The organism is Rhodococcus koreensis, from assembly GCF_017068375.1.
Lineage (GTDB): Bacteria > Actinomycetota > Actinomycetes > Mycobacteriales > Mycobacteriaceae > Rhodococcus_F > Rhodococcus_F koreensis.
Map to the genome: position 1 here is coordinate 152,294 of NZ_CP070610.1, position 22,509 is coordinate 174,802.

At 61.9% G+C, this 22,509-nt stretch carries 19 protein-coding genes; 2 read left to right on the plus strand and 17 right to left on the minus strand.

What is annotated here, in order from left to right; translation table 11 throughout:
- Positions 1 to 5: 5 nt before the first annotated feature.
- From JWS14_RS41695 to JWS14_RS41725, 7 genes are all read right to left on the minus strand, one after another.
- Positions 6 to 818 (minus strand): HTD2 family dehydratase, encoded by an 813-nt coding sequence (locus tag JWS14_RS41695; protein ID WP_095869828.1) that lies wholly within the window; start codon positions 816 to 818, stop codon positions 6 to 8.
- Entirely contained in the window at positions 815 to 2,206 is a 1,392-nt protein-coding gene (locus tag JWS14_RS41700; protein ID WP_095869827.1) for an MmgE/PrpD family protein, read from the minus strand. Before JWS14_RS41700 ends, JWS14_RS41695 begins: the two co-directional genes overlap by 4 nt.
- The gene (locus tag JWS14_RS41705) at positions 2,203 to 3,399 is read right to left on the minus strand and encodes a cytochrome P450 (RefSeq protein WP_095869826.1); all 1,197 of its coding nucleotides are present in this window, start codon (positions 3,397 to 3,399) and stop codon (positions 2,203 to 2,205) included. Before JWS14_RS41705 ends, JWS14_RS41700 begins: the two co-directional genes overlap by 4 nt.
- Positions 3,396 to 3,587 (minus strand): ferredoxin, encoded by a 192-nt coding sequence (locus JWS14_RS41710; RefSeq protein WP_095869825.1) that lies wholly within the window; start codon positions 3,585 to 3,587, stop codon positions 3,396 to 3,398. Before JWS14_RS41710 ends, JWS14_RS41705 begins: the two co-directional genes overlap by 4 nt.
- Positions 3,588 to 3,772: 185 nt before the next feature.
- Complete coding sequence (locus JWS14_RS41715) at positions 3,773 to 4,057, minus strand: antibiotic biosynthesis monooxygenase family protein (RefSeq protein ID WP_095869824.1); 285 nt, start codon at positions 4,055 to 4,057, stop codon at positions 3,773 to 3,775.
- Complete coding sequence (locus JWS14_RS41720; protein ID WP_240960373.1) at positions 4,054 to 4,521, minus strand: flavin reductase family protein; 468 nt, start codon at positions 4,519 to 4,521, stop codon at positions 4,054 to 4,056. The genes JWS14_RS41715 and JWS14_RS41720 overlap by 4 nt, the downstream gene beginning before the upstream one ends.
- Before the next feature lie 70 nt (positions 4,522 to 4,591).
- A complete protein-coding gene (locus JWS14_RS41725) occupies positions 4,592 to 5,791 on the minus strand; it encodes an acyl-CoA dehydrogenase family protein (protein WP_095869822.1) in 1,200 nt (399 codons plus the stop codon).
- Between the two features lie 288 nt (positions 5,792 to 6,079).
- On the opposite strand from JWS14_RS41725, the gene JWS14_RS41730 reads away from it, so the two are divergent.
- Together JWS14_RS41730 and JWS14_RS41735 are read left to right on the plus strand one after the other, a co-directional pair.
- A complete protein-coding gene (locus JWS14_RS41730) occupies positions 6,080 to 7,021 on the plus strand; it encodes an NAD(P)H-binding protein (RefSeq protein ID WP_095869821.1) in 942 nt (313 codons plus the stop codon).
- A gap of 237 nt (positions 7,022 to 7,258) precedes the next feature.
- A complete protein-coding gene (locus JWS14_RS41735) occupies positions 7,259 to 8,599 on the plus strand; it encodes an MFS transporter (protein ID WP_241031845.1) in 1,341 nt (446 codons plus the stop codon).
- Between the two features lie 442 nt (positions 8,600 to 9,041).
- Here JWS14_RS41735 and JWS14_RS41740 read toward each other — a convergent pair whose 3' ends face one another.
- The 10 genes from JWS14_RS41740 to JWS14_RS41785 all read right to left on the minus strand — a co-directional run bounded on the left by JWS14_RS41740 (position 9,042) and on the right by JWS14_RS41785 (position 22,458).
- Positions 9,042 to 12,320 (minus strand): protein kinase domain-containing protein, encoded by a 3,279-nt coding sequence (locus JWS14_RS41740; protein ID WP_095869819.1) that lies wholly within the window; start codon positions 12,318 to 12,320, stop codon positions 9,042 to 9,044.
- A gap of 358 nt (positions 12,321 to 12,678) precedes the next feature.
- On the minus strand, positions 12,679 to 13,521 hold the full coding sequence (locus tag JWS14_RS41745; RefSeq protein ID WP_095869818.1) for a bifunctional 5,10-methylenetetrahydrofolate dehydrogenase/5,10-methenyltetrahydrofolate cyclohydrolase: 843 nt from the start codon (positions 13,519 to 13,521) through the stop codon (positions 12,679 to 12,681).
- 34 nt (positions 13,522 to 13,555) lie between these two features.
- Positions 13,556 to 14,428, minus strand: a complete 873-nt coding sequence (gene purU / locus JWS14_RS41750; protein WP_095869994.1) for a formyltetrahydrofolate deformylase — start codon at positions 14,426 to 14,428, stop codon at positions 13,556 to 13,558.
- 82 nt (positions 14,429 to 14,510) lie between these two features.
- Positions 14,511 to 15,881 carry an aminomethyltransferase family protein gene (locus JWS14_RS41755; protein ID WP_206016353.1) on the minus strand — a complete coding sequence of 457 codons (1,371 nt, stop codon included), beginning with the start codon at positions 15,879 to 15,881 and terminating at the stop codon, positions 14,511 to 14,513.
- A 64-nt stretch (positions 15,882 to 15,945) separates the two neighbouring features.
- Complete coding sequence (locus tag JWS14_RS41760) at positions 15,946 to 16,944, minus strand: NAD(P)H-binding protein (RefSeq protein WP_241031742.1); 999 nt, start codon at positions 16,942 to 16,944, stop codon at positions 15,946 to 15,948.
- Between the two features lie 897 nt (positions 16,945 to 17,841).
- Positions 17,842 to 18,372 carry a winged helix-turn-helix transcriptional regulator gene (locus tag JWS14_RS41765; protein ID WP_241031743.1) on the minus strand — a complete coding sequence of 177 codons (531 nt, stop codon included), beginning with the start codon at positions 18,370 to 18,372 and terminating at the stop codon, positions 17,842 to 17,844.
- Between the two features lie 154 nt (positions 18,373 to 18,526).
- Positions 18,527 to 20,263 carry an FAD-dependent oxidoreductase gene (locus JWS14_RS41770; protein WP_095869815.1) on the minus strand — a complete coding sequence of 579 codons (1,737 nt, stop codon included), beginning with the start codon at positions 20,261 to 20,263 and terminating at the stop codon, positions 18,527 to 18,529.
- 47 nt (positions 20,264 to 20,310) lie between these two features.
- On the minus strand, positions 20,311 to 21,525 hold the full coding sequence (locus tag JWS14_RS41775; RefSeq protein ID WP_095869814.1) for an oxidoreductase: 1,215 nt from the start codon (positions 21,523 to 21,525) through the stop codon (positions 20,311 to 20,313).
- Positions 21,526 to 21,573: 48 nt separating this feature from the next.
- Positions 21,574 to 21,786: a hypothetical protein gene (locus tag JWS14_RS41780; RefSeq protein ID WP_095869813.1), complete on the minus strand. Its 213-nt coding sequence runs from the start codon at positions 21,784 to 21,786 to the stop codon at positions 21,574 to 21,576.
- 375 nt (positions 21,787 to 22,161) lie between these two features.
- Positions 22,162 to 22,458, minus strand: coding sequence for a DDE-type integrase/transposase/recombinase (locus JWS14_RS41785; protein WP_095869812.1), 297 nt, complete (start codon positions 22,456 to 22,458; stop codon positions 22,162 to 22,164).
- Positions 22,459 to 22,509 lie beyond the last annotated feature (51 nt).

The following is a 22,509-nucleotide window of genomic DNA, read 5'->3' on the forward strand; positions in this document are numbered from 1 at the left end:
AGCGATCAGCTCCCCGTCACCGTACTGGTGGCGCACACGACACCGGCGGCGCTGTGTGCTTCGGCACCGCGTTCCAGGCCGTCGACGTGCGGAACCACGGTGAAGGTCTGCGGGCGGGTCATCGGCGACACCAAACGGTATCCGAATGTTTTGCCCTGCAACGAGATGTCCTGTCGACGCATGTGCTCGGCCATCATGAAGGCTAGCAACGGCCCATGGATCACCAGGCCGTCGTATCCCTCTCGGCGGCACCAATCGAGATCGTAGTGAATGCGGTGCGTGTTGTAAGTCAGTGCCGAGAAACGGAACAACAGTTTCTCGTCGACGGCGAGGGACAGCGTGGGGCCGTTCACCTGGGCCGACGACGGAGCAGGCGTGGGAAGCGGGGTCGACCCTCCCTCGCGGTAGACGATGTCCTGCTCCTCGCGGATGATCAGTTCACCGCCCTGCGTGATCTCCTGCAGAACCGTGACGAGCGTCAGGGCGCCGGTGCGTCCCACCTTGTCCACGGACTTGGCAATGGACGTCACCTTCGTGGCGGGCTCGCCGATACGTAGACTGCCGAAGGCGGTGACGCGGCCACCACCGAACATCCGGCGGCGTCCACCGCCGGGAGGCGCGGGGATACCGACAACGGGGTGGCCATCCTCACCGAGGTCGCTCTCAGCGTCGCGGGGAAGCAGGTGGAGCCAATGCCAGATCGGTGGCACCGTGTCACCGATCGCATGAGGAACATCGATGTCCAGCAGCGCAGCCATCGCCTCAACCGGTTCGGCCGAGATGACCTCCGTGCGTGCGATCTTGTCTGGGGAAGTCATGGGGTCGGCACCCTTTCGGCGGCGAGAACGGACAGCAGTTCGGACAGGTTGGGTGCGTCGTCGAGTGCCTCGACGGCGGCCACCAACCGGGAGGCGATGTCGCCTCCGAGAGGTTCGAGCAAGAGCGTTGCCTTCGCGACGACCTCGTCGTGTGTCATCGGGTTCTGAGCGGACCCACGTGCATACGTCGGGTTCCCGGCCTCGACGACGAGGGTTTCGCCGTTGGTCAACTCGATGTCCAACCGGGGTCCGTCCTCGATCTCGATGGCGTCGTCGACGCGCATGGAGACCTTGGCGAAAGTCGCGGCGATCCGCGGATCGTTCAGCCGTGGTGGGTCGTAGTCATCGAGTCCCAGGGCGCTTGCGCACAGCGCGAGGCTCACCGCGTAGGGAAGGCTGAATTGGGCGTCGAACACGGTGCCGATCGGGTACACCGACAGCATGTTCACCGCGGTCGTACCTGCAGTGATCACTATGGAGCGAACGTTTTCCGGCGTCAGGCCCCGATTCGTCACGAGGTCCTTCATCACGTCGACGGCCGAATGGCAACCGCGGCAGCACGCGTAGGGCTTGAGGTACGACGAGGCGACGTTGAAGTCCGTCCCCAGTCCAGTCAGCGCCCGATCGGTATGGCCGGTGCCGCCGGCGATAACAGCGTAGAGGCCGCCCCACTTCGCTTCGAATATTCGCCGGGGGCCGGTGATTCCCCCGGTCGCCAGCACGGCGGCGTCGACACCCGTCTCACCCGCTTTGCCCGGGTGCAGACGCTTGGTCAAGGCACCGTCGTCGATGAATGCCCACACCCCACCGGTGAACGATCCGGCGATTCCCAGTGCATCGGCGAAGGCATTCTTATCCGCGTCGAGGCATTTCGCTGCCGCTGCCGCCGCGGCGAAGCTGCCCATCGTGCCGCTCGAATGCCATCCTCGGTCTGTGTGTGCTGCGAATCCGCCGACCGCTTGCAGGGTTCGATACCCGATGTCGTAACCGGCGACCGTGGCGGCGATGACCTGCCGACCGGTACTCCCTGCTTTTTCGGCCACCGCGAGCGCCGCGGGCAGTACGGTCGACCCCGCGTGACCGGGCCCGCCTCCGTCGTCGAAATCTCTGGCGTGCGCGGAAGTTCCATTGACCAGGGCTGCGTGCGCCGGGGTGAGGCGTGTGCCGGTCCCCCACACCAGGCTGCCGGCATCGCCGGCCGAGAAGCGTGACAGCGCGTCGACGACACCGCTCACTTCGGGAGTTGTCGTGCCGACCAGGGCGACGGCCAAGGTATCGAGGATGTGGTCCTTGATTCCGTCGACGACGTCTTTCGGCAGATCGTCGTAGCCTGTTCGAGCCCAGAACGTCGCGAGCCGCTCGGTCAGCGACGGGGAGTCGCTCGTCACGATGTCGTCGCCGTCGTTGAGGGATTGAGGTCCACGGCCAGAGATCCGACCAGCCACCTGCCGCCGGCGTGTCCGATGTCGGTTCCGTTCTCCACGACTCTGGCATGGGGGTAGTGGTTCAAAAGGTAGCGCACCACTTCTTCCATCTCGACCTTCGCCAGGCTCTGACCCAGGCATCCGTGCAGACCGGTGCTGAACGTCAACGGCTGGTTTCGCTCTCGATCGAGGTCGAACGCGTTGGGCTGCGCGAAACGCTCTGGATCGCGGTTCGCCGACCAGACGGCGACGTGCACGTCGGACCCGGCGGGAATGACCGTGCCGTCGAGCTCGATGTCGACCGACGCGATCTTGCTGACGATGCCGGGGCGGGGGTACAACCTGCAGGCCTCGACGACGGCGGCCGGGATCAGCGACTGATCCTCGACGAGCCTGGCCCATGCCGCCCTGTCACGGAGCAGCGTCCATACCACGAGACCGGTCTGGTGTGCCGTGTTCACGGAGCTGGCTTCGAGCATCGCCGTCGCTTCGCTGAGCAGTTCCTCGGAGGTCAGTTTTCCTTCGGCCTCCTGACGAATGAGGAAAGACAGCATGTCGTCACCGAGTCCGGCCTGCCGCTTGCGCGCGATCAGGTCGCCAAGGTAATCGAACAATTCGTCGTAGGCCTTGAGTATTGACTCGGTAAGACTCGGATCCCTTTGCAGTAGAGCAAGTGTCCGCGCAGACAGACTGGCCACGACAGGGGCGTCCTCGGCCGGCGCGCCCGCCAAGTGGCAGTACACCCTCGCGGGGATCTTCTGGTCGACGGCCGCGTGGAAATCGACAGGTCCGGCGGCGTCCTTTCCCGGATCGATGTCTTCGAGGATGCCGCGCAGGACCGCGCGGATGTCTTCGACCGTGGTGGGACCCATGAAGCGCGCCAACGGGGTTCGGAGCCGCATGTGTCGGGGGCCTTCGGCCATGATCAGACTCTTGGCACGGAAGTCATGGACGGGCCCGTCGGTGATGCCGAACTGTTCCATCAACGTCAGGGCGGCATTGATGAAACGGGTGTCCCGAAGAACCTTGGTCGCGAGGTCGAAGTCGAGAACGGCGTATCCGTAGTCGCCCTGTACGAGCGACGCGCCGTCCGCGGAACCACCGGTGTGGCTGGGCGAGTCGGGTGCAAACGGGTCGAAAGCGTGAAGTGTGCTCATGCGCGCGAGATCGCCCCCATCGGGCAGCAGAGGATAACTTCGTCGAGATCCTGGTCCCGGTCGGCCGGCACGGTCGTCGCGACCTGCTCGAGTAGGCCGTTGTCGGCGATCTGGAACACATCGGGCATGAGGGCGGCACAGGTGCCGTTCGCGTCACACCGCGCGAAATCTACTTTGACCTCGATCATCGCGAGAATCCTTCGTGATTGGGATGGCTGCGACCGTTGCGCCTGAGCTGCAGGAGCGGTCGGTATGTCGTACACCACATTCTTGACCCGGATGAGCTATCCGACAAATATCAATATGGCGGACCGGTCATAGCTTTTGCGTATGCCAGGGCGCCACGCGAGACCGCCCCGACGGCGCGGCGGAGTCAGTGCTCGTAGTGCGTGACCCGTGGTACGGCAGCGCACAGCGGCTGAATCAACTCGCGGACGCGCGTTCCGGCAGCGGACGCGGCGAACAACTCGGTGTGATCCTCCACGCGGTTCCACAAAGCGCGAAGGAGATACGTCTCGTCCCGATCCACGCTCCGAGACAAGGTTGCCTCCGAGCATCCCGGCGCTGCCAGAAGCAGCGACCGGATCTCGTCGAAAGCTGCCTCGAGATCGCCGCCGGCTCCCGGACGGAGCTGGATCTCGAGGTGCTCGGAGATCACGCCTCCACCGACCGGCCGGCAATTGCCGACATGTCGACGAAACCGCCCCGCAGGAAAATCAACGGCTCGTCGATTCCCTGCTGAATGAGATCCTCGACTTCACCCACTACCTGCAGGTGGTCACCGATGCGGTCGACGCGGTGCGGCGAGCACTCCACGGTGACGATCGCGTCCTCAAGGAGGGGCACTCCCCGATCTGAGGGCTGCCACACCACACCGGCGAAGCGATCCTGCCCACGTCGCGAGAACGCCCGACACACATCTCCGCATCCCGACCTCAAGATGTTGATTCCGAAGTACTCGGCTTCAGCCAGCACCGGCCAGGTCGTGGAACCCTGGTCCACGTAGAACGCGACCAACGGCGGGTCGAGCGAGACGGAGGTGAAGGTACCCACCGTCATTCCGGTGGGTCCCGCGTCGGTCATCGCGGTGATGATCGAGACGCTGGTTGGGACGTGACTCATGACCCGTCTGTAATCGGCTGGGCTCAGCACATCGGACACCTTCCCTTCGACGGCGGAGGTCATCGTCATCTCACAATCCGATGGTCGGATCATCGTTTCCGAGGAGCTGACGTCCGTACGCTTCGCGCCCGATCTCGGGTGTCACGAGTGCGTGCCGGGCCGCGGTCTCGCTGTCGCGCCACACCCGTCCGAGCACGTTGACGTCGGCGAACGAGCCGGCACCGTTCGCGGTGAGGAGGTAGTCGATCTCTTCTTTGACCAGCTCCGCCACCACGCCTGTGTCGTTGCGGATGCGCGCGAGCACCTCCAAGTTGGGCAGCTGGTGGCTTTCGGCGGCGGTGTCGATGTCAGAGCACATGCCAGCCATCAACATCTCGGCAAGGCGCAGCTTGGTGGCCGCCTTCGCGACACCGATCTGGTGGGTAGGCGACTCCTTGGCTTGGCGGTAGGCCGTGTACGCGACCGGCTTCAGCGGAAGCTTCGCGCGTGTCAACTCGAGGGCGTGACGTCCCAGTCCGATCTGCGGCGCAACCAGAATGCCGGCGGCAACGGCGTTGAAGGGCATCGATGCCGTCCGCTCCTCGGTGAACGGAGAGCGGAAGTTCGACGCGAACATGTCTTTCACTCGCTGCACGCGGTACTCCGGGACAAAGTGGTCCTTGACCACAACGGTGTCGCTACCCGTTCCCTGCATGCCGGCGACGAACCACGTCGGTTCGATGGTGAAGGCTTCTGCGGGGACGAGCGCCATTCCCTGCTCACCATCCTCCAGCGTGATCGTCAGGCTGGCCCACTGGGCGGCGAAGGAGCCCGAGGCGTAGGGCCAGCGGCCGCTCATCAGGTAGCCCCCTTCGACGGGCTCGCTGCGGTCACCCGGGGAGAAGATCCCGCAGATCCTCGCGTTCGGGTTCACCCCGAACACATCTTCCTGCGCCTGCATGGAGAACGTGCTAGCGAAGCCGGTCGCCACCATCATGAGTGCGGTGACCCAACCGGTCGAGCCGTCACCGCGGGCGATTTCGGCGGTCACGTCGACCGCAGTCTTGAACGACGCTCCCTGGCCTCCCCAGCGCGTGGGAACCATGAGATGGAACAAGCCCGCCTCCGAGATTGCGTCGATCACCTCGGGTGCGATGTGGCGGTCCTTGGTTCCCTGTTCCGCGTACTCGCGGATGAGCGGGACGAGGGCCGCAGCCCGGGCGACGAGGTCGGCATCCGAGACCTGGATCTTGTCGCGATCCGGCAGTTCCGTGCTGGCGAGCTGTGCCATGTTATGTCTCTCTTCACTCGGTAGGACGCGATCAGGCTGCTGCTAGTGACTGCGATCACGTCGGACCACACCAGCATGTGATGCCGACCGCCTCGTCGCAATGGCACAAAGTTTGCGGACCTCATACGCCAAACACATCGGCTGCGGTCGATACTCACCGCGCATGACAACGACGACAATTTTGGATGTGGACCCACGCCACAGACGGTGGTCCGATGTAGCTTGCATCACAACCAGTTTGAGCGAAGGCGGCCCAGCGGATCAGGGCCGTGCATACGAGGAGTGCACATGAGTCGAATTATCATCAGCGGAGCATCGGGTGACCTAGGCCGGAGGGTAACGGGCCTATTGCTCGCAGCCGATCCGCACCGGGAGCTGATCCTCACCACCCGCACACCGGAGAAACTGGCTGGCCTCGCTTCCGACACTGTGCAGATCCGGCATAGCGACTACCAGCACCCAGCCTCTGTCCAGGAAGCCTACGTAGGCGGCGACACACTCTTCCTCATCAGCGGCCTCAACCTCGGACGTCGAATTTCCGAGCATCGCGGCGCGATCGAAGCAGCTCAAAAGGCAGGCGTCGGTCACATCGTCTATACCTCGGTCGGCGGTGTGCAGCCGGGCAATCCTGCGCTGTCCGCTATCGACCACCATCAGACGGAGTTGGATCTCCGCGCGTCGGGGCTCAAGTACACCATTCTGCGGAACGCCCTCTACGCGGAGATCGTCAGCAACATCCTGGTGGCACCCGCCGTGCCGTCAGGAATCTTGGCCCAGGCAACCGGGGATGGGCTTCTGGCTCCCGTTGCGAAGGGCGACGTCGCGCGTAGCGCTGCCGCCTGTCTCATGGACCCCGCCCGCCACGTCGGCGCGGTCTACGAAATCACAGGCCCGGAATTGCTGGACTTTCATCAGATCGCAGCCCTCGGCGCGCAGATCCACTCGACACCGATCGAGTATCAACCGATCACCGAACGCGACCGGCTGGCATTCTTCGACTCGATCGGGATTCCCCGCACCTACGATCCGAACATGCCCCCTAGCCCGGACGGGCACCTATGGGCCAGCGACGAACTTGTCTCCGCCGAAGTGGCTGTCGCACAGGGCTACCAGGCTCTTCTGAGCCATCACGTAAAGCAAATCACCGGGCGTGCCCCAGAGCCGCTCCGTTCCGTAATGGAGCGGGTGCGTGAGGTCCGCTACGACAAGATCGACGCCGCCATCTCCTGAAAACACGGGTCTCGGCACCACTTTCTCTCACCAGATGTCCGTCACCTTCGGCTCGCCCGGCGGCAGCATCCGAGCCGGGCGGGGGCGGCCGGCGCACCGCGGCCCGCGACTGTCTCCCGCCGCCGTTGCCTCCGGTTCGAGCGATCACTACGCAGCAGCGCGCGCCCTCGAACTCCCCACAAGGAAGGCACCATGAGCTCACCCGTCGATCCGACCCCACTACGACCAACTCCCAGCATGGACCCGCCGCTCGTCACCGACGCCGACACGAAGAAGAAGGAGATTCGACGAGTGGTGCTGTCGAGTTACCTCGGCAGCACCATCGAGTACTACGACTTCCTGCTTTACGCGACTGCTGCGGCGATCGTGTTCGCGCCCGTCTTCTTCTCCGATCTCACGCCTGTAGCCGGCACCATCGCATCCCTGGGGACGTTCGCCGCCGGATACCTCGCGCGCCCGCTCGGCGGCATAATTTTCGGTCACTTCGGGGACCGATATGGCCGAAAGTCCATGTTGCTCGTCTCGATGACGGTGATGGGCAGCGCGTCGTTCCTGATCGGGCTCGTTCCTCCTGCGTCAGCCATCGGCTCTTGGGCCGCGATCATTCTCGTCCTGCTACGCGTGAGCCAAGGCATCGCCATCGGAGGCGAGTGGGGCGGCGCCACACTGATGTCGCTGGAACACGTCGGTGGACGCGGACGCGGATTCGCCGCGGCATTCACCAACGCGGGAGCACCCACCGGTTCCTTGCTGGGCACCATCGCACTCGCGATCGTGGCCGTGCTGCCCGAGGAGGACTTCCTCCTGTGGGGCTGGCGCATCCCGTTCCTACTCTCCGCTGTCCTCCTCGCGCTCGGTCTCTTCATCAGAAGTCGAGTTTCGGAGAGCCCAGTCTTCAAAGAGGCTTTGGCGCGGCGCACAGAGCGCGATTCCGCCACTGTCCCGGTCACGCCGCCGCCGCCGCCGCTCATGAGCATCCTGCGCCGTCCGAAGAACGTCGTCCTCGTGGCCGGGGGATGCATGGCCAGCGTCGCGATACAGATCATGTTCGCGACATTCGCCATCGGCTATGCCACGAGGTCGGGTGCTACACGGTCGGACGTCCTCATCGGTTTCGCGATCTGCCAATTCATCGCCATCTTCGCACTGCTGGGATTCGCGCGCCTCTCGGACAGAATCGGCCGTCGGCCGGTCATGTTGGCCGGCCTCGCCGGGTTCGCGGTGTTCGTCGTCCCCATCCTGTCCATGCTGTCCTCCGGGAACGTGGTACTGGTAGCACTCGCTTTCGTGTTGGGCTTCAGCGTGTTCCAGTCGGCGACTTTCGGGCCGATGGCTGCGTACATCGCCGAACAGTTCGGCACATCCGCTCGGTACACGGGTGCCTCTCTCGGCTACCAGGCAGCCACGCTCCTCGGCGCGGGTTTCACCCCCGTAATCCTCGTGTCGTTGCAGGCTGCTACGGACGGCAGCACAGGCCTGGTGGCGGCTTACATGATCGCGCTCGCCGTGGTCAGTTCAGTGTTCATTGTCCTGACGAAGGAGAGCAAGGACCGAGACCTGGCGACATACCAGCACTGACCTACGCGACACATACGGACGAAGGGCAGGCACTCCGCGGTCGGCCGAGAGCGTGCCCTTCGCGTTGTCTGGCGCTACCCGGTCCCGCGAGCACTATCGCAGTCACGTGCCGCTCCTCCTCATACGAGCGTGGAAGTGGGAACCGGAGGCCGCGATTCGAATGCGCGTATCCCCATGTCACCACATGCCCGAGCACGACCAACAATCCAGGACCAGACTCTAGCCCGTACGTTATGTACTCGGTGCCGAGAGAGCCAGTGAGGTAATTGGTGCCACCAACCCCAATGACACCGCGGATTCCGATCTAGGGGCTTGACACAGGAGGACGTGCGGTGTTGTAGCCGATTCATCTGCGCTACGCGACAAGCGCGTTCGACCGCGGCATCGTCGATCTTGTCTGTACGCCAGGCCGGCATTCAGCAGTCCAGTGTCGGTCGGTGGTTCAGGAGGGCCTATTGTGCGATTCGACGACCCATGCCGCGATCTGTGCGCGTGAGCCGAATCCCAGCTTGGTCAGGATGTGTTCGACATGCCCCTGCGCGGTGCGTGGCGAGATGACAAGGCGAGCAGCGATTTCCTTGTTGGTCAACCCTTCGGCGACCAATTCGGCGACCTCATGTTCCCGCTTCGTCAGTTTCGTCGAGCTAGGAGCGGATATCGATGTCGGCGGAACCTGCTCGCCCAGCGCGTAGGCGACGGCAGCGTCGAAACCGAGTGCCCCACCGCGCTCGTGGGCCGTGGCGAACGCCTGCCCGCTCATCGCCTGGCGGGTCTGCTTTTCGCACTCCTCCTGGTAGACCACCAGGGCGGATACCACCACTGTTGGACTTCCCACCGATCGGCTCAGCTGCTCTGCGGCTCCCAACAATACGGCCGCACGGCGGGGGTTGTGTTCCTCGGCTGCGATCCATGCCAGCGCTTGCAGACACCAGCTGGTGCTCAACCAGTCTTTAACTTTCCGACCGAGTTGCAGTGCCTGCTCGAGTAGCCGTACCGCTCGCGCGCGGTCATTGTGCCGCCAAACCGCAACAGCCAACGCCCACAATGCATACGACCGATACACGAATTCTCCCCGCGACTCGGTGATCGCGAGGAGGCGCTCGTAGCATTCGATGGCCCGCTCCGTATCGCCCAGTAGTGCGTAAGTCGTTCCAAGGGGGCCGAGAGCAATGACTTGGAAGGTGAGGTCTCCCTGTGTGGCTTCCGCCTCGATGGCATTCTCGAAATGCGAGCGTGTGCCGGGAAGATCTCCACTGAACAGTGCTAAGGCCCCCGCGGCCAGATCGAGGTGAGCGTGTAGCATCGGGTCGGTCGTCTGGCTGGCGAGAGTGCGACACTCCTCTACCAAGGCGGCCTGGGCGCGAAGATCGCCCTGCACGCCGGCCAGGAGGCTGCACGCAAAGAACGCCTTGGCCCTGTCTCGGGTAAGTGCGCCGGTCTGACAGGCGAGGAGGCGCTCGAGCCAGCGCCGCCCCTCGCTGAACAACCCCCGGGTATACCAGTAGTGGTAGAGCGCGGCTGCGATGCGAATTCCGGCTTCGGGACTATCGGACGCCGAAAATTCAAGCGCCTCTCGCAGATTCGGCTGCTCCAGCGCGAGTCTGTTGATCCACGCGAGTTGTCGGGGACTGATCCAGTCACCTTCAGCTTTGATCACCAACTGCTCGTACCAATCTCGGTGTCGGCGGGAGAGTTCGGGATATTGACCGGTCTCGTGCGCCTTTTCGCGGCCGTAGTCGCGCACGGTATCGAGCATCCGGAACCGTACCGTGTCGCCCGACTCCACCCGGGTCACAATCGACTTGTCGACCAGGCCGGTCACGGTATCGAGTAGCGCCTCCGATGTCAGGGTACCGCCGCACACCTGTTCTGCAGCATCAATTTCGAAGCTGCCGGCGAACACTGACAGCTGAGCCCACACCCGTTGCTCGACCGGCATACACAATCCGTGGCTCCAGTCGATGCACATCCGTAACGCCTGCTGCCGTGAAGGTAAGTTCCGGCTGCCGCGCGTTAGCAACGCGAGACGGTCCGTCAGCCGCTGCTCGATCTGCTCGGGCGTCATCACCCGCATCCGGGCCGCAGCCAATTCGATCGCTAGGGGCAACCCGTCCAGGCGCCGGCAGATCCGGGCAATGGTGACCTTGTTGGCCTCGGTGACTGCGAACCCCGGGACGGCGGCGGCTCCCCGTTCGGCGAACAACGTTACCGCGTCATTGCGGGGCAGCCCTCTGGGCAGGTGATCGGGATCCGGTACAGGCAGCGGCGGGATCAGCTGCGCCACTTCCCCGCCGATGTCGAGTGCTTCACGGCTGGTCGCGAGGATCCGAAGCTCGGGGCAGCTGCGTAGCAGGGTTTCGGTGAGCTCGGCCACCGCATCCACAATCTGCTCGCAGTTGTCCAGTATCAGTAGCAGTTTGCGGGGGACGAGGAAGTCGACGAGTACCTCGTGTATTGGTTTCGTCGACTGGTCGCGTAGTCCCAACGCACTCGCCACCATGCCCACCAACAGTGACTCGTCACGAAGCTCACCTAGCTCGACCAGGCACGCACCGTCAGGGAAATCGGGCTGCAGTTTGGTGGCGACCCGCAACGCCAGCCGGGTCTTGCCGACCCCACCGATCCCAGTCAACGTCACCAGTCGCGAGGTCGACAGCGCGTTCTTCGCCTCTGCTAGTTCGGTGCGGCGGTCAACGAAGCTGGTCAACTCCAGGGGCAGACGACCTGTGGGGGACCCCCGGCGTCCGGCTAACGTATCTGTTGCCGCGGGCAAATGTGTGCGTATCGGCGGGCTACTTTCATGTTCTTGTGTCACTCCCGTTTCGGTGCGCAGGGCCATTTTGTCGACCGCGAACCCGTGGTGAAGCTGGGAAGTCTCGAGTTGCTGACCCAGTTCCGCGACGGACGGACGACGCCCCGGGTCTGCGGACATGGCAACTTCAATAATCGCACCGACATCGTGCGGAACGCCGTGCTCGCAGGGATCCGGGACGGGTTCTGTGGTGATCCTGAGAAACTGGGCGACCAATTGCTCTCCGCTCCGGCGCTCGAACGCTGCGTGCCCGGTCATCGCGGCGAACAGTGTCGCACCGAGACCGTAGACGTCGGCGGCCGGACTGGCTGGTTGGCCGGCCACGACCTCGGGGGCGGTGAACGCCGGTGAACCCGTCACAATGCCCGCAGTGGTCTCGAACCCGCCAGAGATGTGGGCGATCCCAAAATCTGCCAGCGCCGGCTCACCGTAGTCGGTGAACAGGATGTTCCCGGGCTTGACATCGCGATGAAGGATTCCCAGTTGGTGCGCGGTCTCCAGGGCGCCCGCTACTTTCACTCCGAGCCGCAGCGCTTCGTCCAGTGGAAGCGGTCCGCGACGTCGGATTTGCGCATCGAGAGAATCCTGGGGGTAGTACGGCATCACTATGAAGGGGCGACCGTTGTCGGTCACACCGGCGTGGAGAACGTTGACGATATTGGGGTGTCCGGTCAACCTTCCTGCCGCGCGCTGTTCGCGCAGGAACCGTGCCTGATTCTCCTCGTCGAGGTCCACGGTGAGGACCTTCACCGCTACGGTGCGGTCGAGCGCAGCCTGCGTGCAGCGGTAGACGACGCCGAACCCTCCGCTGCCGATCTCTTGGGCGTCCTCGAATCCGGCAGCAGCCAGCTCCGCCGTGACCGAACCGGCCACGTCGCGCTGCGTCGCGAACGGATCGACATCAGTCATCGATTACATCGATTCATCCCGCTCGAGGCACGGCCAACGAACGCCACATTGCTCACCTCTCGACGATGTTCCCCCAGGATATCGCCGATCCCACGAGCCGAGGCGTCCATCTCAGTTGTGTGGTCCCGTTCGGAACGCGCCGGCGCCGGATTGGCCTGAGTAAGCGATGACCTCGATTCTTGAACAAGCCGACCTACCGCACTGACGTGGACAGCGTTTTGCAGTGCGCGGTTCTCGCGCTGCCGCATGACAACGACGACGACAACCAGAATCGGCAAGGCGCGTACAGGTCGGCGCAAGAACGAGGATTTCCGTTCCGGCAGTCGTCTCGCTGCACGAGAACACCCGGACAAATCGATCAGCTCATGGAGCGCTCTCGCGCGGCGCGGACTGTCTGCTCCAACAGCGTGGTGATGGTCATCGGGCCGACGCCCCCTGGCACAGGCGTGATGTATGACGCCTTGCGAGACGCCGAGTCGAAGTCGACGTCACCTTTGTTGTCCGCGTAGCCTGCGTCGATCACGACAGCACCGGGTTTGATCCACTCGCCTCGGACCAGTCCGGGGGACCCCACCGCCGCCACGACTAGGTCGGCCGACTCGACGTGGGAGCTCAGATCCGCAGTGCGTGAGTGACAGTAGGTTACCGTCGCGTCACGAGCCAGCAGAAGCATTCCCATCGGTCTGCCGAGGATCGGGCTGCGACCTATCACGACTGCGTGCCGCCCACTGAGTGCAATGGCGTACGAATCGAGCAATCTCATGATGCCGCCGGGGGTTGCGGATTCGAAGCCCGCGGTTCCCAATGCCATGGCCGCGAACGAGTCTCGGGTGACACCGTCGACATCCTTCGCCGGATCGATGGCGTCGAACGCAGCGCGTTCGTCCACTCCGGGTGGCACCGGGTGCTGCAGAAGAATCCCATCTACATTGGGATCTTCAGACAGCGCCCGAACTTCCGCGCAGACAGCATTCGTGCTCAACCCCGCGTCGAGATGCACTCGGCGCGATTCGATACCGACCTCGGTGCAGGCAGCGGCTTTCATACGCACGTAGGTGTGCGAGGCGGGGTCGTCGCCGACCAGTACCGTCGCCAGAACCGGACGCCGACCGAAGTCCCTCGAGTATTGCTGTGCCTGGGTCCCAAGCTTTTCGCGCATGACTCGCGACACCTCGCGGCCGTTCAGCAATCGGGCCGACATGCCGACTCCCTCTCCTACCGTGGTTAGACGAGAATCAGAAGACAACGGTCTGGTTCCCGTCTCTGATTACCCGGTCCTCGCAGTGCCAGGCAACGGCGCGAGAAAGCACCTGGCGCTCAACGTCCGCACCTCTTCGTTGCAGCTCAGCTGCAGTCTCCACGTGCGAGACCCGCACGACGTCCTGCTCGATGATCGGCCCTTCGTCGAGGTCCTCGGTCACGTAGTGGGCCGTGGCGCCGATCAGTTTGACGCCTCGATCTTTCGCCTTCTGATACGGCCCCGCACCGATGAAAGCGGGCAGGAATGAGTGATGAATGTTGATTACCGGCACTCCCACCTGTTGTAAGAAATCACCGGACAGAATCTGCATGTAGCGAGCGAGGACAACGAGATCGACGTTGTCGGTGAGAAGCTTCAACTGCTCCGCCTCCGCCTGTGCCCGTGACGCCCGGTTTACGGGGATGTGGATGAACGGAATGCCGAATCCGCGAACGTCGTCCCCGAGATCGGGATGGTTCGCGATGACCATCCCCACGTTCATGTGGATTTCGCCACGACGCTGCCGCCATAGGAGGTCGAGGAGGCAATGATCCGTTTTGGACACCATGATGGCGACGCGCTTCGGCTTGCGAGCTTCAGTCAACCTGTACGACTGTCCCAACATGCCTAGAACGTTGTCGAGTTCGTCGGACAGGGACGGAATCTGTGCCGGTAGGTCCTCCAAGTGGAACGTCGTGCGTTGGAAGAATCTGCCGCCGGCAGGGTCGGTCGAGTGCTGGTCCAGTGAGACAATGTTCGCGCCGTATTTCGCGAGCAAGGACGAGACCGCCGCGACGATTCCCTGACGGTCGTCGCCTTGCACGATCAAAGTGCCGAGGTCGACCACGTCGCGACTGGTTCGTGACATCGTGCTGTTGTCCTTTCGTGTGAAGTGGTCGTCGCCGCCAGGATCGTGTGACGGGACGAGTAGGTCGGAGTCGGTCATGCACTCAGTGCGCGACGACTCCTGACGGAAACGACTCCAGATCGACATCCTTGTTCGCCGGGAGGTCGAGGTAGGGGAACCGCTCCACCGTCGCGCGAATCTGCTTGATTCGTTCGCCGTGGTTGCCCCAGTGCAGGACGACTTCAGTGCCGATCTCGGCGATTTCCATGTCGATGGTGGAATGGGAGATCATCTCGCGGAAGTAGTAGGAGTAGACGGCCAGCGATGATATACCCACCTGCTTGCCGTCCTTGGTGACGATGTCCGCATGGTCGCCCGCTGGTGATTGCGGCGTCGTCGGGAACTCGAAGTGCCGGTATTCCTCCCCGGGCTCGAACTGCGACGCGAACACGTCGAGTACGTCTTCCTTGTTCCACCTGAGGACCACCGTCTTGCGGCGCGGTGCGGCAGCCTCCGCCTCGAGGGCTTCCCGGCCCAGGAAGTCGTGGTCGAACTTCGCCATCCATCCCCAGTTGACTTCGAAGGGGGTGCGGAGGCGCGCCGTGATGTCGGTGGGATTTGCGCTCCCACTCAAGTGGCCGCTCACCTGCTTGGGCGGCAGAGCAGCTCCGAAGAGGGGATGAGAGACGAATTCCGGGTCGGCGAAAGCAGCAGGGAGGAAGGTACAACCCTGCTGAGGGAAGCCACCCTCGGTGTGATTCACGACGTAAGTCCGCCATCCCAGGCGCGTGATGTCGAAATCCTCGCCCGCCCGGTACACGGCGTCGAACACCGCTGGTCCGTGTTCGAGGGGTCCACGCACCTCGTAAGCGAGGGTCCCCGACATCCCGATTCGCGACAGTTCGATTTCCACCGTGGCATCGATTCCGGGTACCTGGATTCGCCGAATGCCCAGGAATTGCAGGGAGCGCAACGATTCACCCGTGAGGCGTTCGAGTATCTGCAGCGACTTCGGGCCCGCCACCTGAAAGATGAAGATGTCCCGCATACCGATTTCTACGTCTAGTCCCAGCGACGGGGCCTTGAAGAGGGCCCAGGGCATCGCCGCGAAATGGCGATACGAGTCCTCGCTGTCGCGCACTGTGAGACCGTGATTGGCGATGTATCCGTTTTCGTCGAGCATGACGAGGTGCTTGGACTTGCCTATGGGCCATTTGTCGACGTTGTTAATACTGAGCCGTGAGAGCAAGGCCCGCGCGTTGGGTCCACTGAAGGTGAACTCGGGGATGCCGCTGAGATTCGACGCGATGTACGCGCCGGTCTTCCACGACATCGATTCTTTCTTCCACCCGTCGCCTTCCCAGATATGGAGGCTACCTAGGATGTTCAGGTAGGTCGGCACGTCGGGGTAGGAAGGAACGTCACCGACGGACGCTGCTCCGGGGCCTTGCTGGACCGCATGGTCGACACTCATGGCGCTATTACTCTCTTTCTGAACGCACTGACGTGATATGTGGTTCCGCTCGGGGTGCGAGCGGTCAGGACGCCGAACCGATTCGGTCGTACGGGGTGTCCTTTACCTTTTCGAGGACGGATCGCAACGGCGCGGGCGCCTCCCCCGTGATCTGCTCGACATGTCCGGACAGCAGTGCTTGGTAGCCCTGGGCCACCGCCAGATCGGCCGACACCAGCTCGTCGCTGGCCCACATGTGGCCTTCGGCGCTGGGGGGCATGTTCGGGTCGTACGTCCGCGGGAGACCGACCGAGTCGAAGAACCGCAGCCGTTCCTCCTCCGATACCGGCTTGTAGGCGATCTCTGTGCCGAAGACCTCGGAACCAAGTCGGACAATGTCGTCCATGCTCAACAGTTCAGGACCGGTGATCTCGTAGACAGCGCCATCGTGGTCGGCGGGGTCGGCAAGGATTGCGGTCGCACAGCGCGCGACGTCCACCTTGGAGACGGGCGCTAAGGAACCGTGGCCGGTGGCCATTTCGAGTACGCCGTCGCGTGCGGCAGGTGCCAGCCAGATCGCACTGACGATCTCCGCGTAGAGCGCATTGCGCAGGATCGTGTACGACAGTCCGCTCGCCCGGAGATCGAGCTCGGTCTGGTAATGGTCGATGGCTGAGAGCGCCGGGTTGCCGGGTTGTACTCCGCCGACCGATGTGTAGACGATATGGCGTATCCCCGCCTTCTCCGCGGCGCGGATCGCATTACGGTGTTCCGTTGTCCGCCGCCCGAGATTGAGCCCACTGATGAGAAACAGGATGTCTCCGCCGTGGTACGCCTCGTCCAATAGCTCGGGCTTCTCGTAATCGCCCGTCCGCACGCTGACGTTCGGGCCGCCTGCTTCGATTGCCTCGGGCGATCGAGTCACAAGTGTCAGGTTGCACAGAGGAGCTCTTTCGAGGAGCCCTTGCGTCACGCGGCGAGCCAAATCGCCCGAGGCTCCACTGATGACAATTTGGGTCACATCTTCCTCCGGTTGTAGATCACGAATCTTTGTCCATGCGGTGCGGCTTGACGGGGTCAGCATGAGCCGGAGTCGAGCGAGGCACGTTGCAAGCTTCGTTGCTGGGAGTGACGTGGGCAATAGCACGAAGTTCTAGCGAACCATGTGTGAGATGCATGATCGAGACCGCCGAACCGCGGGCGTCCAGGGCCGCCTCAGGCACTGATCCGGGGACGCCACGCAAGGTGGGTCGTATCCGGTCGACGCTATCCGGGGCTGCCTCAGCCGGTGCCGCTCTCCGAACCAATCGATGGCTGACAGCAAGAGACCCCACCTGCTGAACCGTGACGCACCGCTGGTGAGGTCTCACTGCCGCCAGTCGCCCAAGGCTGCGGCAGGCGAACGGCGGGGCCTCAGCACCAACCACGGTGAGCCCGGAATCGGTGCGCGGCCGGCCTATCCGCGGCGAGCCGCCACCGCGACCATTTAGGATAAAGCTTTGACTGTCCGCTGCGTCGCACGCCTACTTCAGGAATGGTCCTTACGATTCGGGTCCGCACGAGCACCACTGGGGCGATTCGATTCCTCATCGACGGAGGTGTGCACGCCGCCCCGAATAGCAACCACTCCAATGATCACCGCATCACCTAGCAGGACGGTGACCGTCGCACCGAGGACAGCGTTGTCGTAAGCGTCTCCCAACAAAACACCCGAGGGACTGCAACGGCGCTCGCGACCACACACGCATTCCACAACCAGCGATAACGCCTCACGCACGGACTGTAACTGAAGGGATCCCCTAGTTGGAGCCCTGGTCGTTGTGGCGTGCGTCGCAGGAACTCTCGAAGGGTCGTGCAGGGTTTCTACGCCCGCTATGCGGTGTTGATGCGTCGCGACATGATTGCCGATACCCGGCGCCTCGATGGTCTACTCGCCGAGAACCAGAAGCGGATAACCCGTGGAGGCCGGGGTGGATGACGCTCACACTTCGCCTGCGCCGCCATCGTGGTTAGCTGCATCGTATTCTGCACGTGCGCAATTGATTTGGTCTGATCGCGCATATCCCCACTCGATCAGGTTCATCACTAGGTCGGACAGACTCCGACCTAGTGGCGTGAGGTCATACACCACGTGCTTCCGCGCGTCGGCGACCACGGTCCGGCTTAGTAGTCCATCGCGTTCGAGCATCCGAAGATTGTGAGTAAGTATTTTCTGCGACAACGGATGTGACGGGTCCATTGTGTCCAGTAGCCGCTGAATCATCGACGGACGCAATGGTCCGACACGTAATATGACTAGGAGCCAGTTTCTCCAGTAATTGCCAACGTGACCTACGATGCCCACAACCGGCGCACTGCGATTCCAAGAAAATTCGACAAGTAGCGCCGCTACGAATCCGAATATTTCCTCGGATTCGTCGGTTACCGCAGGTGCTTGTTGGAGAATTTCACGAATCCTTGTCATCATCCGATCTACTGCGGAAAGCCGGTGCGATTCATAATCCGCGCCCATAGGTTACTCCCTTTAGACCGACGCGATCTCTCGGGCGATTTTGGTCCCGCACGAGACTGTCTCGATTGGAGGAACTATGGGCCAACGTCGCGTGTCAGTATCGATTCATGCTAACACGCAACGCTGACCGTAGCTGCTGAATCCGAGTGACTATCTAGCTGTTTTGGCTGGTCGTCAACGTATCTGCAGTGTACCGCGCACGAGCAGCTTCAGTATCGCGCGGTGCCTCCTGCACTACACTTTCGGCGGCGAGGTACGCAAATGTGGCGGCGGGCCCGAGTGTGCTCCCTAAAGATAAGTAGCCATCACCGGCTATTGATGCAACACAGTTTCCGGCCCCATACAACCCTGGAATGACGGACCCGTCCGAACGCAAGACTTGGCTGTTCGAATTCGTCTTGGGCCCTCCGTTGGTGTCCAGCACCATCCCGCAGATCAGCACGCAGTAATATGGCCCGGTCTCGGCGAATGGAAACATTCCCGGATTTTTTTCGTTACCTGGCCTCGGGATGCCATGCCAGTCGTATTCGGACATGTTCTCGCAACGGTGGAAATCTTCGTCGACACCAGCGCGGGCGAAGCCGTTGAATCTGTCGACCGTCTGCCCCAGTTGCTCGGCGAAGCCAGGTGCCAATTCGAAATCACCGATGACAGAGGTGAGACTCTTCAAGCGCGCCTCGATGCGCTCGGTGATCTCCTCCCATGTCTGACCTTCGATAATGTAAGGCTTAGGGGTGCGAAACTTATCCCAGAACAGGGTCGGCTTGGTGTCGTGGGCGACGTAATCGTCGTAAACCATAAATAGAACCCTGTTCGGATAGTCGCCGTTCTTGTCGCGGTCCCATATGACGCGGTTTCGGTCCTGGTACACAAGCTTCTCGTTGACCACCCTGTTACCATTGCGATCGACATAAATCATGCTGTCTCCGGGCGGAACGGGAATACCTTTATCCTCGTTCACGCGATTCATGGCAGCCTTTTCCAAGATGTCCTCGTACAGCCAGCCATTCTGCATGTGAGCGAGTTCAGCTCCGGCCTCGCGCGCGATAGGGATGAAATCACCCTGTGCGGTGGCAACTGCGCAACTGCTGTAAAGCGGCCCGCGCCAGTATTCATCGATCAAATCCGCGTTATGTGCAAAGCCACCGCTAGCGAAAACCACCCCTCGTCTCGCGTAGATGGGATCACCCCACGTCCCCCCAACTCCGACGGCTGCACCAGTTTCATCTTGCAGCAGCCGCTGCACACGATGATCTGTGCGCACCTCGATACCCCGGCTTCTAACGGCTACCCCCAGTTGATCGACCAAATCTGCTCCAGGTGCAGCGGAGCCGTCCTCTCGCGCTGGTCCTAGATGCCGGAAAAATCCTTGAATAGAGTTATCCAATTCCGGGTGATAACTGACAATGGCTGGATACCGTTCCGTAAAGGATGGCCAGGTGGTGACCCGGAAGGCACCTGCCGCAACCAGCGCATCAATCGCGTTCGCGGCGTTGTCGTAAAACGCGCCTATTGTTTCCCACTGCCACTCTTCTGCGCCGTAGTATTCGGCATCGGCGTCATACTGGTCGGGATGCGCGACCTGGACCACGTAGCGCAAGACGCTATCTCGATCGTCGCGAATTCCTAAGACGTGCATAAGTGAGTTGTCTGGAATCCACATCGCCCCGCCGGACTTGTAAGTTGTGCCGCCGACTTCATCTGATGCCTCCAATAGAAGGACCTCGGCACCACGATCGTGAGCCAAAATTGCAGCACACATTCCCGCCATTCCGGCACCGACAATGATTACATCGAACTCATCTCGATCAGTTGTCGAGAAACCAGTAGGTCGGGGCGGGGGATTGAAAAGCCCTTCCATCCACCAGTACTTCGGCGTCCCGGTTGTCACAATAAAACTCCTAGGGTTTGACAATATTCACATAGTAGGCTCATCGATTAATCCTTCTTTCGCGACTGGTCCACGAGTTGCCCCTCATGCGAGTAGCTTTCGTATGCCTCGGCCAAATCGCGATATTTTCGAAAGTCTCGTAAATTCGAATAGTCGGCCCTGCGTACGCGCTCGACGAAGTCCGGATTCGAAATCTGCGCCCTACCAACCCCGATCATGTCGAAGTCGCCGGCCTCCAAACCGCGCCGTACACGGATGATGTCATCCTCCACCTGCAGTACGGGGTCTTGGTTGTCGAAGACATCACTCGCGAGATCGGTGGACAACCCGACGCTGCCGATCGTCATGACCGGGCGATCTGTCATTGTCTTCACCCAGGAAGCGACACTCCGTCTAGAGTCGAGTTCCGGCCAGGCGACAGCGTCGAATCTGCGAGCCGACACATGAAAGACGTCGGCTCCCGCTTGCTGCAAACGTTCCAGAAACGGTCCCAGTTCGTCAGGATGCGCCGCGATTTTGGCTCCGTAATCCACCTCCTTCCATTGCGAGAAACGCACTGAAATTATGAATTGAGGGCCCGTCGCAGCACGGATTGCCGAAACTATTTCAGCAGGATATGCGGCGCGGTCAGCTAGGGTTTCACCGCCGTATTCATCGGTTCGCCTATTCGTTTCATGCCACAAAAATAGATCCAACAGGTAGCCATGAGCGCAATGCAACTCAATCCCGTGTGCGCCGAGCCGCTGGGCGATAAGCGAACTCTCGACATATGCATTTTTGGTATCCTCAAGGTCCTGCTTCGACATTGCAACACCGTTGGTACGGCCCTCCTGGATCAATCCTGATGGGCTCCATGCAGGATGGTCCGGATGTGGATTCTCAATACCGTCGACAACCAGTCGCAGGGCACCTGGATGCCACAGCTGCATCAATAAGACTACGTCGCCGGTACTGAGGACCTCACGGACGACATGTCCCCATTCCTTGATGGTGTCACGGCCGAGAATGCTGAACGCCGGCTGCCAGTACCCCGCCGGATGGTCAGGTGCGGCCCCCTCGGAAATGATTATTCCCGGGCCCCGTTCAGCGGTCGAGCGCAGCGTATCCGCCATGCCCACAGTTGGCTTGTACCCACGCGAGCCACGCTGCATGGCAGGAAGAAGAAACCTGTTACGGACCGTCGTGGTATTGATTCGAAGAGACGAAAACAGTAGATCGTCTGTATCTTTCAACACATCTTCTTCGGCATAGTTCGTCTGCATCTGACCGCCTTACGGTTGGAAATCGAGTCACCGAAGACGTTAAGTCCGTCACAGTTGGGTGACAATTAGGAACTTTTTGGTGCCTACTAACGACACGCAATGTGCCGAGCGGTCGGTTTCGTTCGGCAGCGTGATCAATGAGGTCCGCAGACGGTCGATCGCGCCACGAGGTTCGGTAACATCGCGCGAGTCGATCGAGTATTCGACGATCTGATTTGAGTACAGATCATCAACGATGCTTAGGTAGTGGTTCGCGCTCATTCGGATTGTCCTACTGAGAGATCGGCGACTGCGCGACTTGTCCCCTCAAATTCTCGCAGCGGTTTGATCGGTTGGCGGCTTCTTTCAGTTCGGGGGCTCGCCTGAGTTCGAGGTCGAGGCGCCACCTGTCTTGACGCCGTCGTCGCGCTTTCACCCATCCGCACAAATAATCCTCGACGGCGATGACGTCGCTGCGAAACTTCTCGTATCGAGAACGCCTCCAGTGTGAGGACATCCCTCCACGGCGGGGAAGCATCCACGAAGTGGAGGGATGTCGAACCAACCCGCACCAGACCCGATCGTTCGACGAATGCAACCGGTCCGCATTGAACCAGCGAACCCACTCGGCGCAGCGCGCGGTCATCGTCTCCACGATCAGCGGAGCCACCCGCGACCACCACACCGGCGCAACGCCAGGCGCTTCGAGCATGACCTGATGCCGGTCGCGCCCATCGAACGCCGCAACCCGTACCGTGCGCACGCCTGCTTCATGATCTCGGCGGTATACTGACTTCCCCTGTCCGAGCGCATGATTGTGCCTGCGACGTCTCCGCCACGTTCGTCGACAGCCATGTTCAGCGCTTCGAGGACCAGTTCGGTGCGCATGTGATCCGCCACCGCCCACCCCAGAACCTTCTTCGAATACTCATCCTTAATCGCACACAGATACATGTCACCTTCACCGCAGGTCAGACCTGCGCGACGACCTCGTCGTCGGCGGTG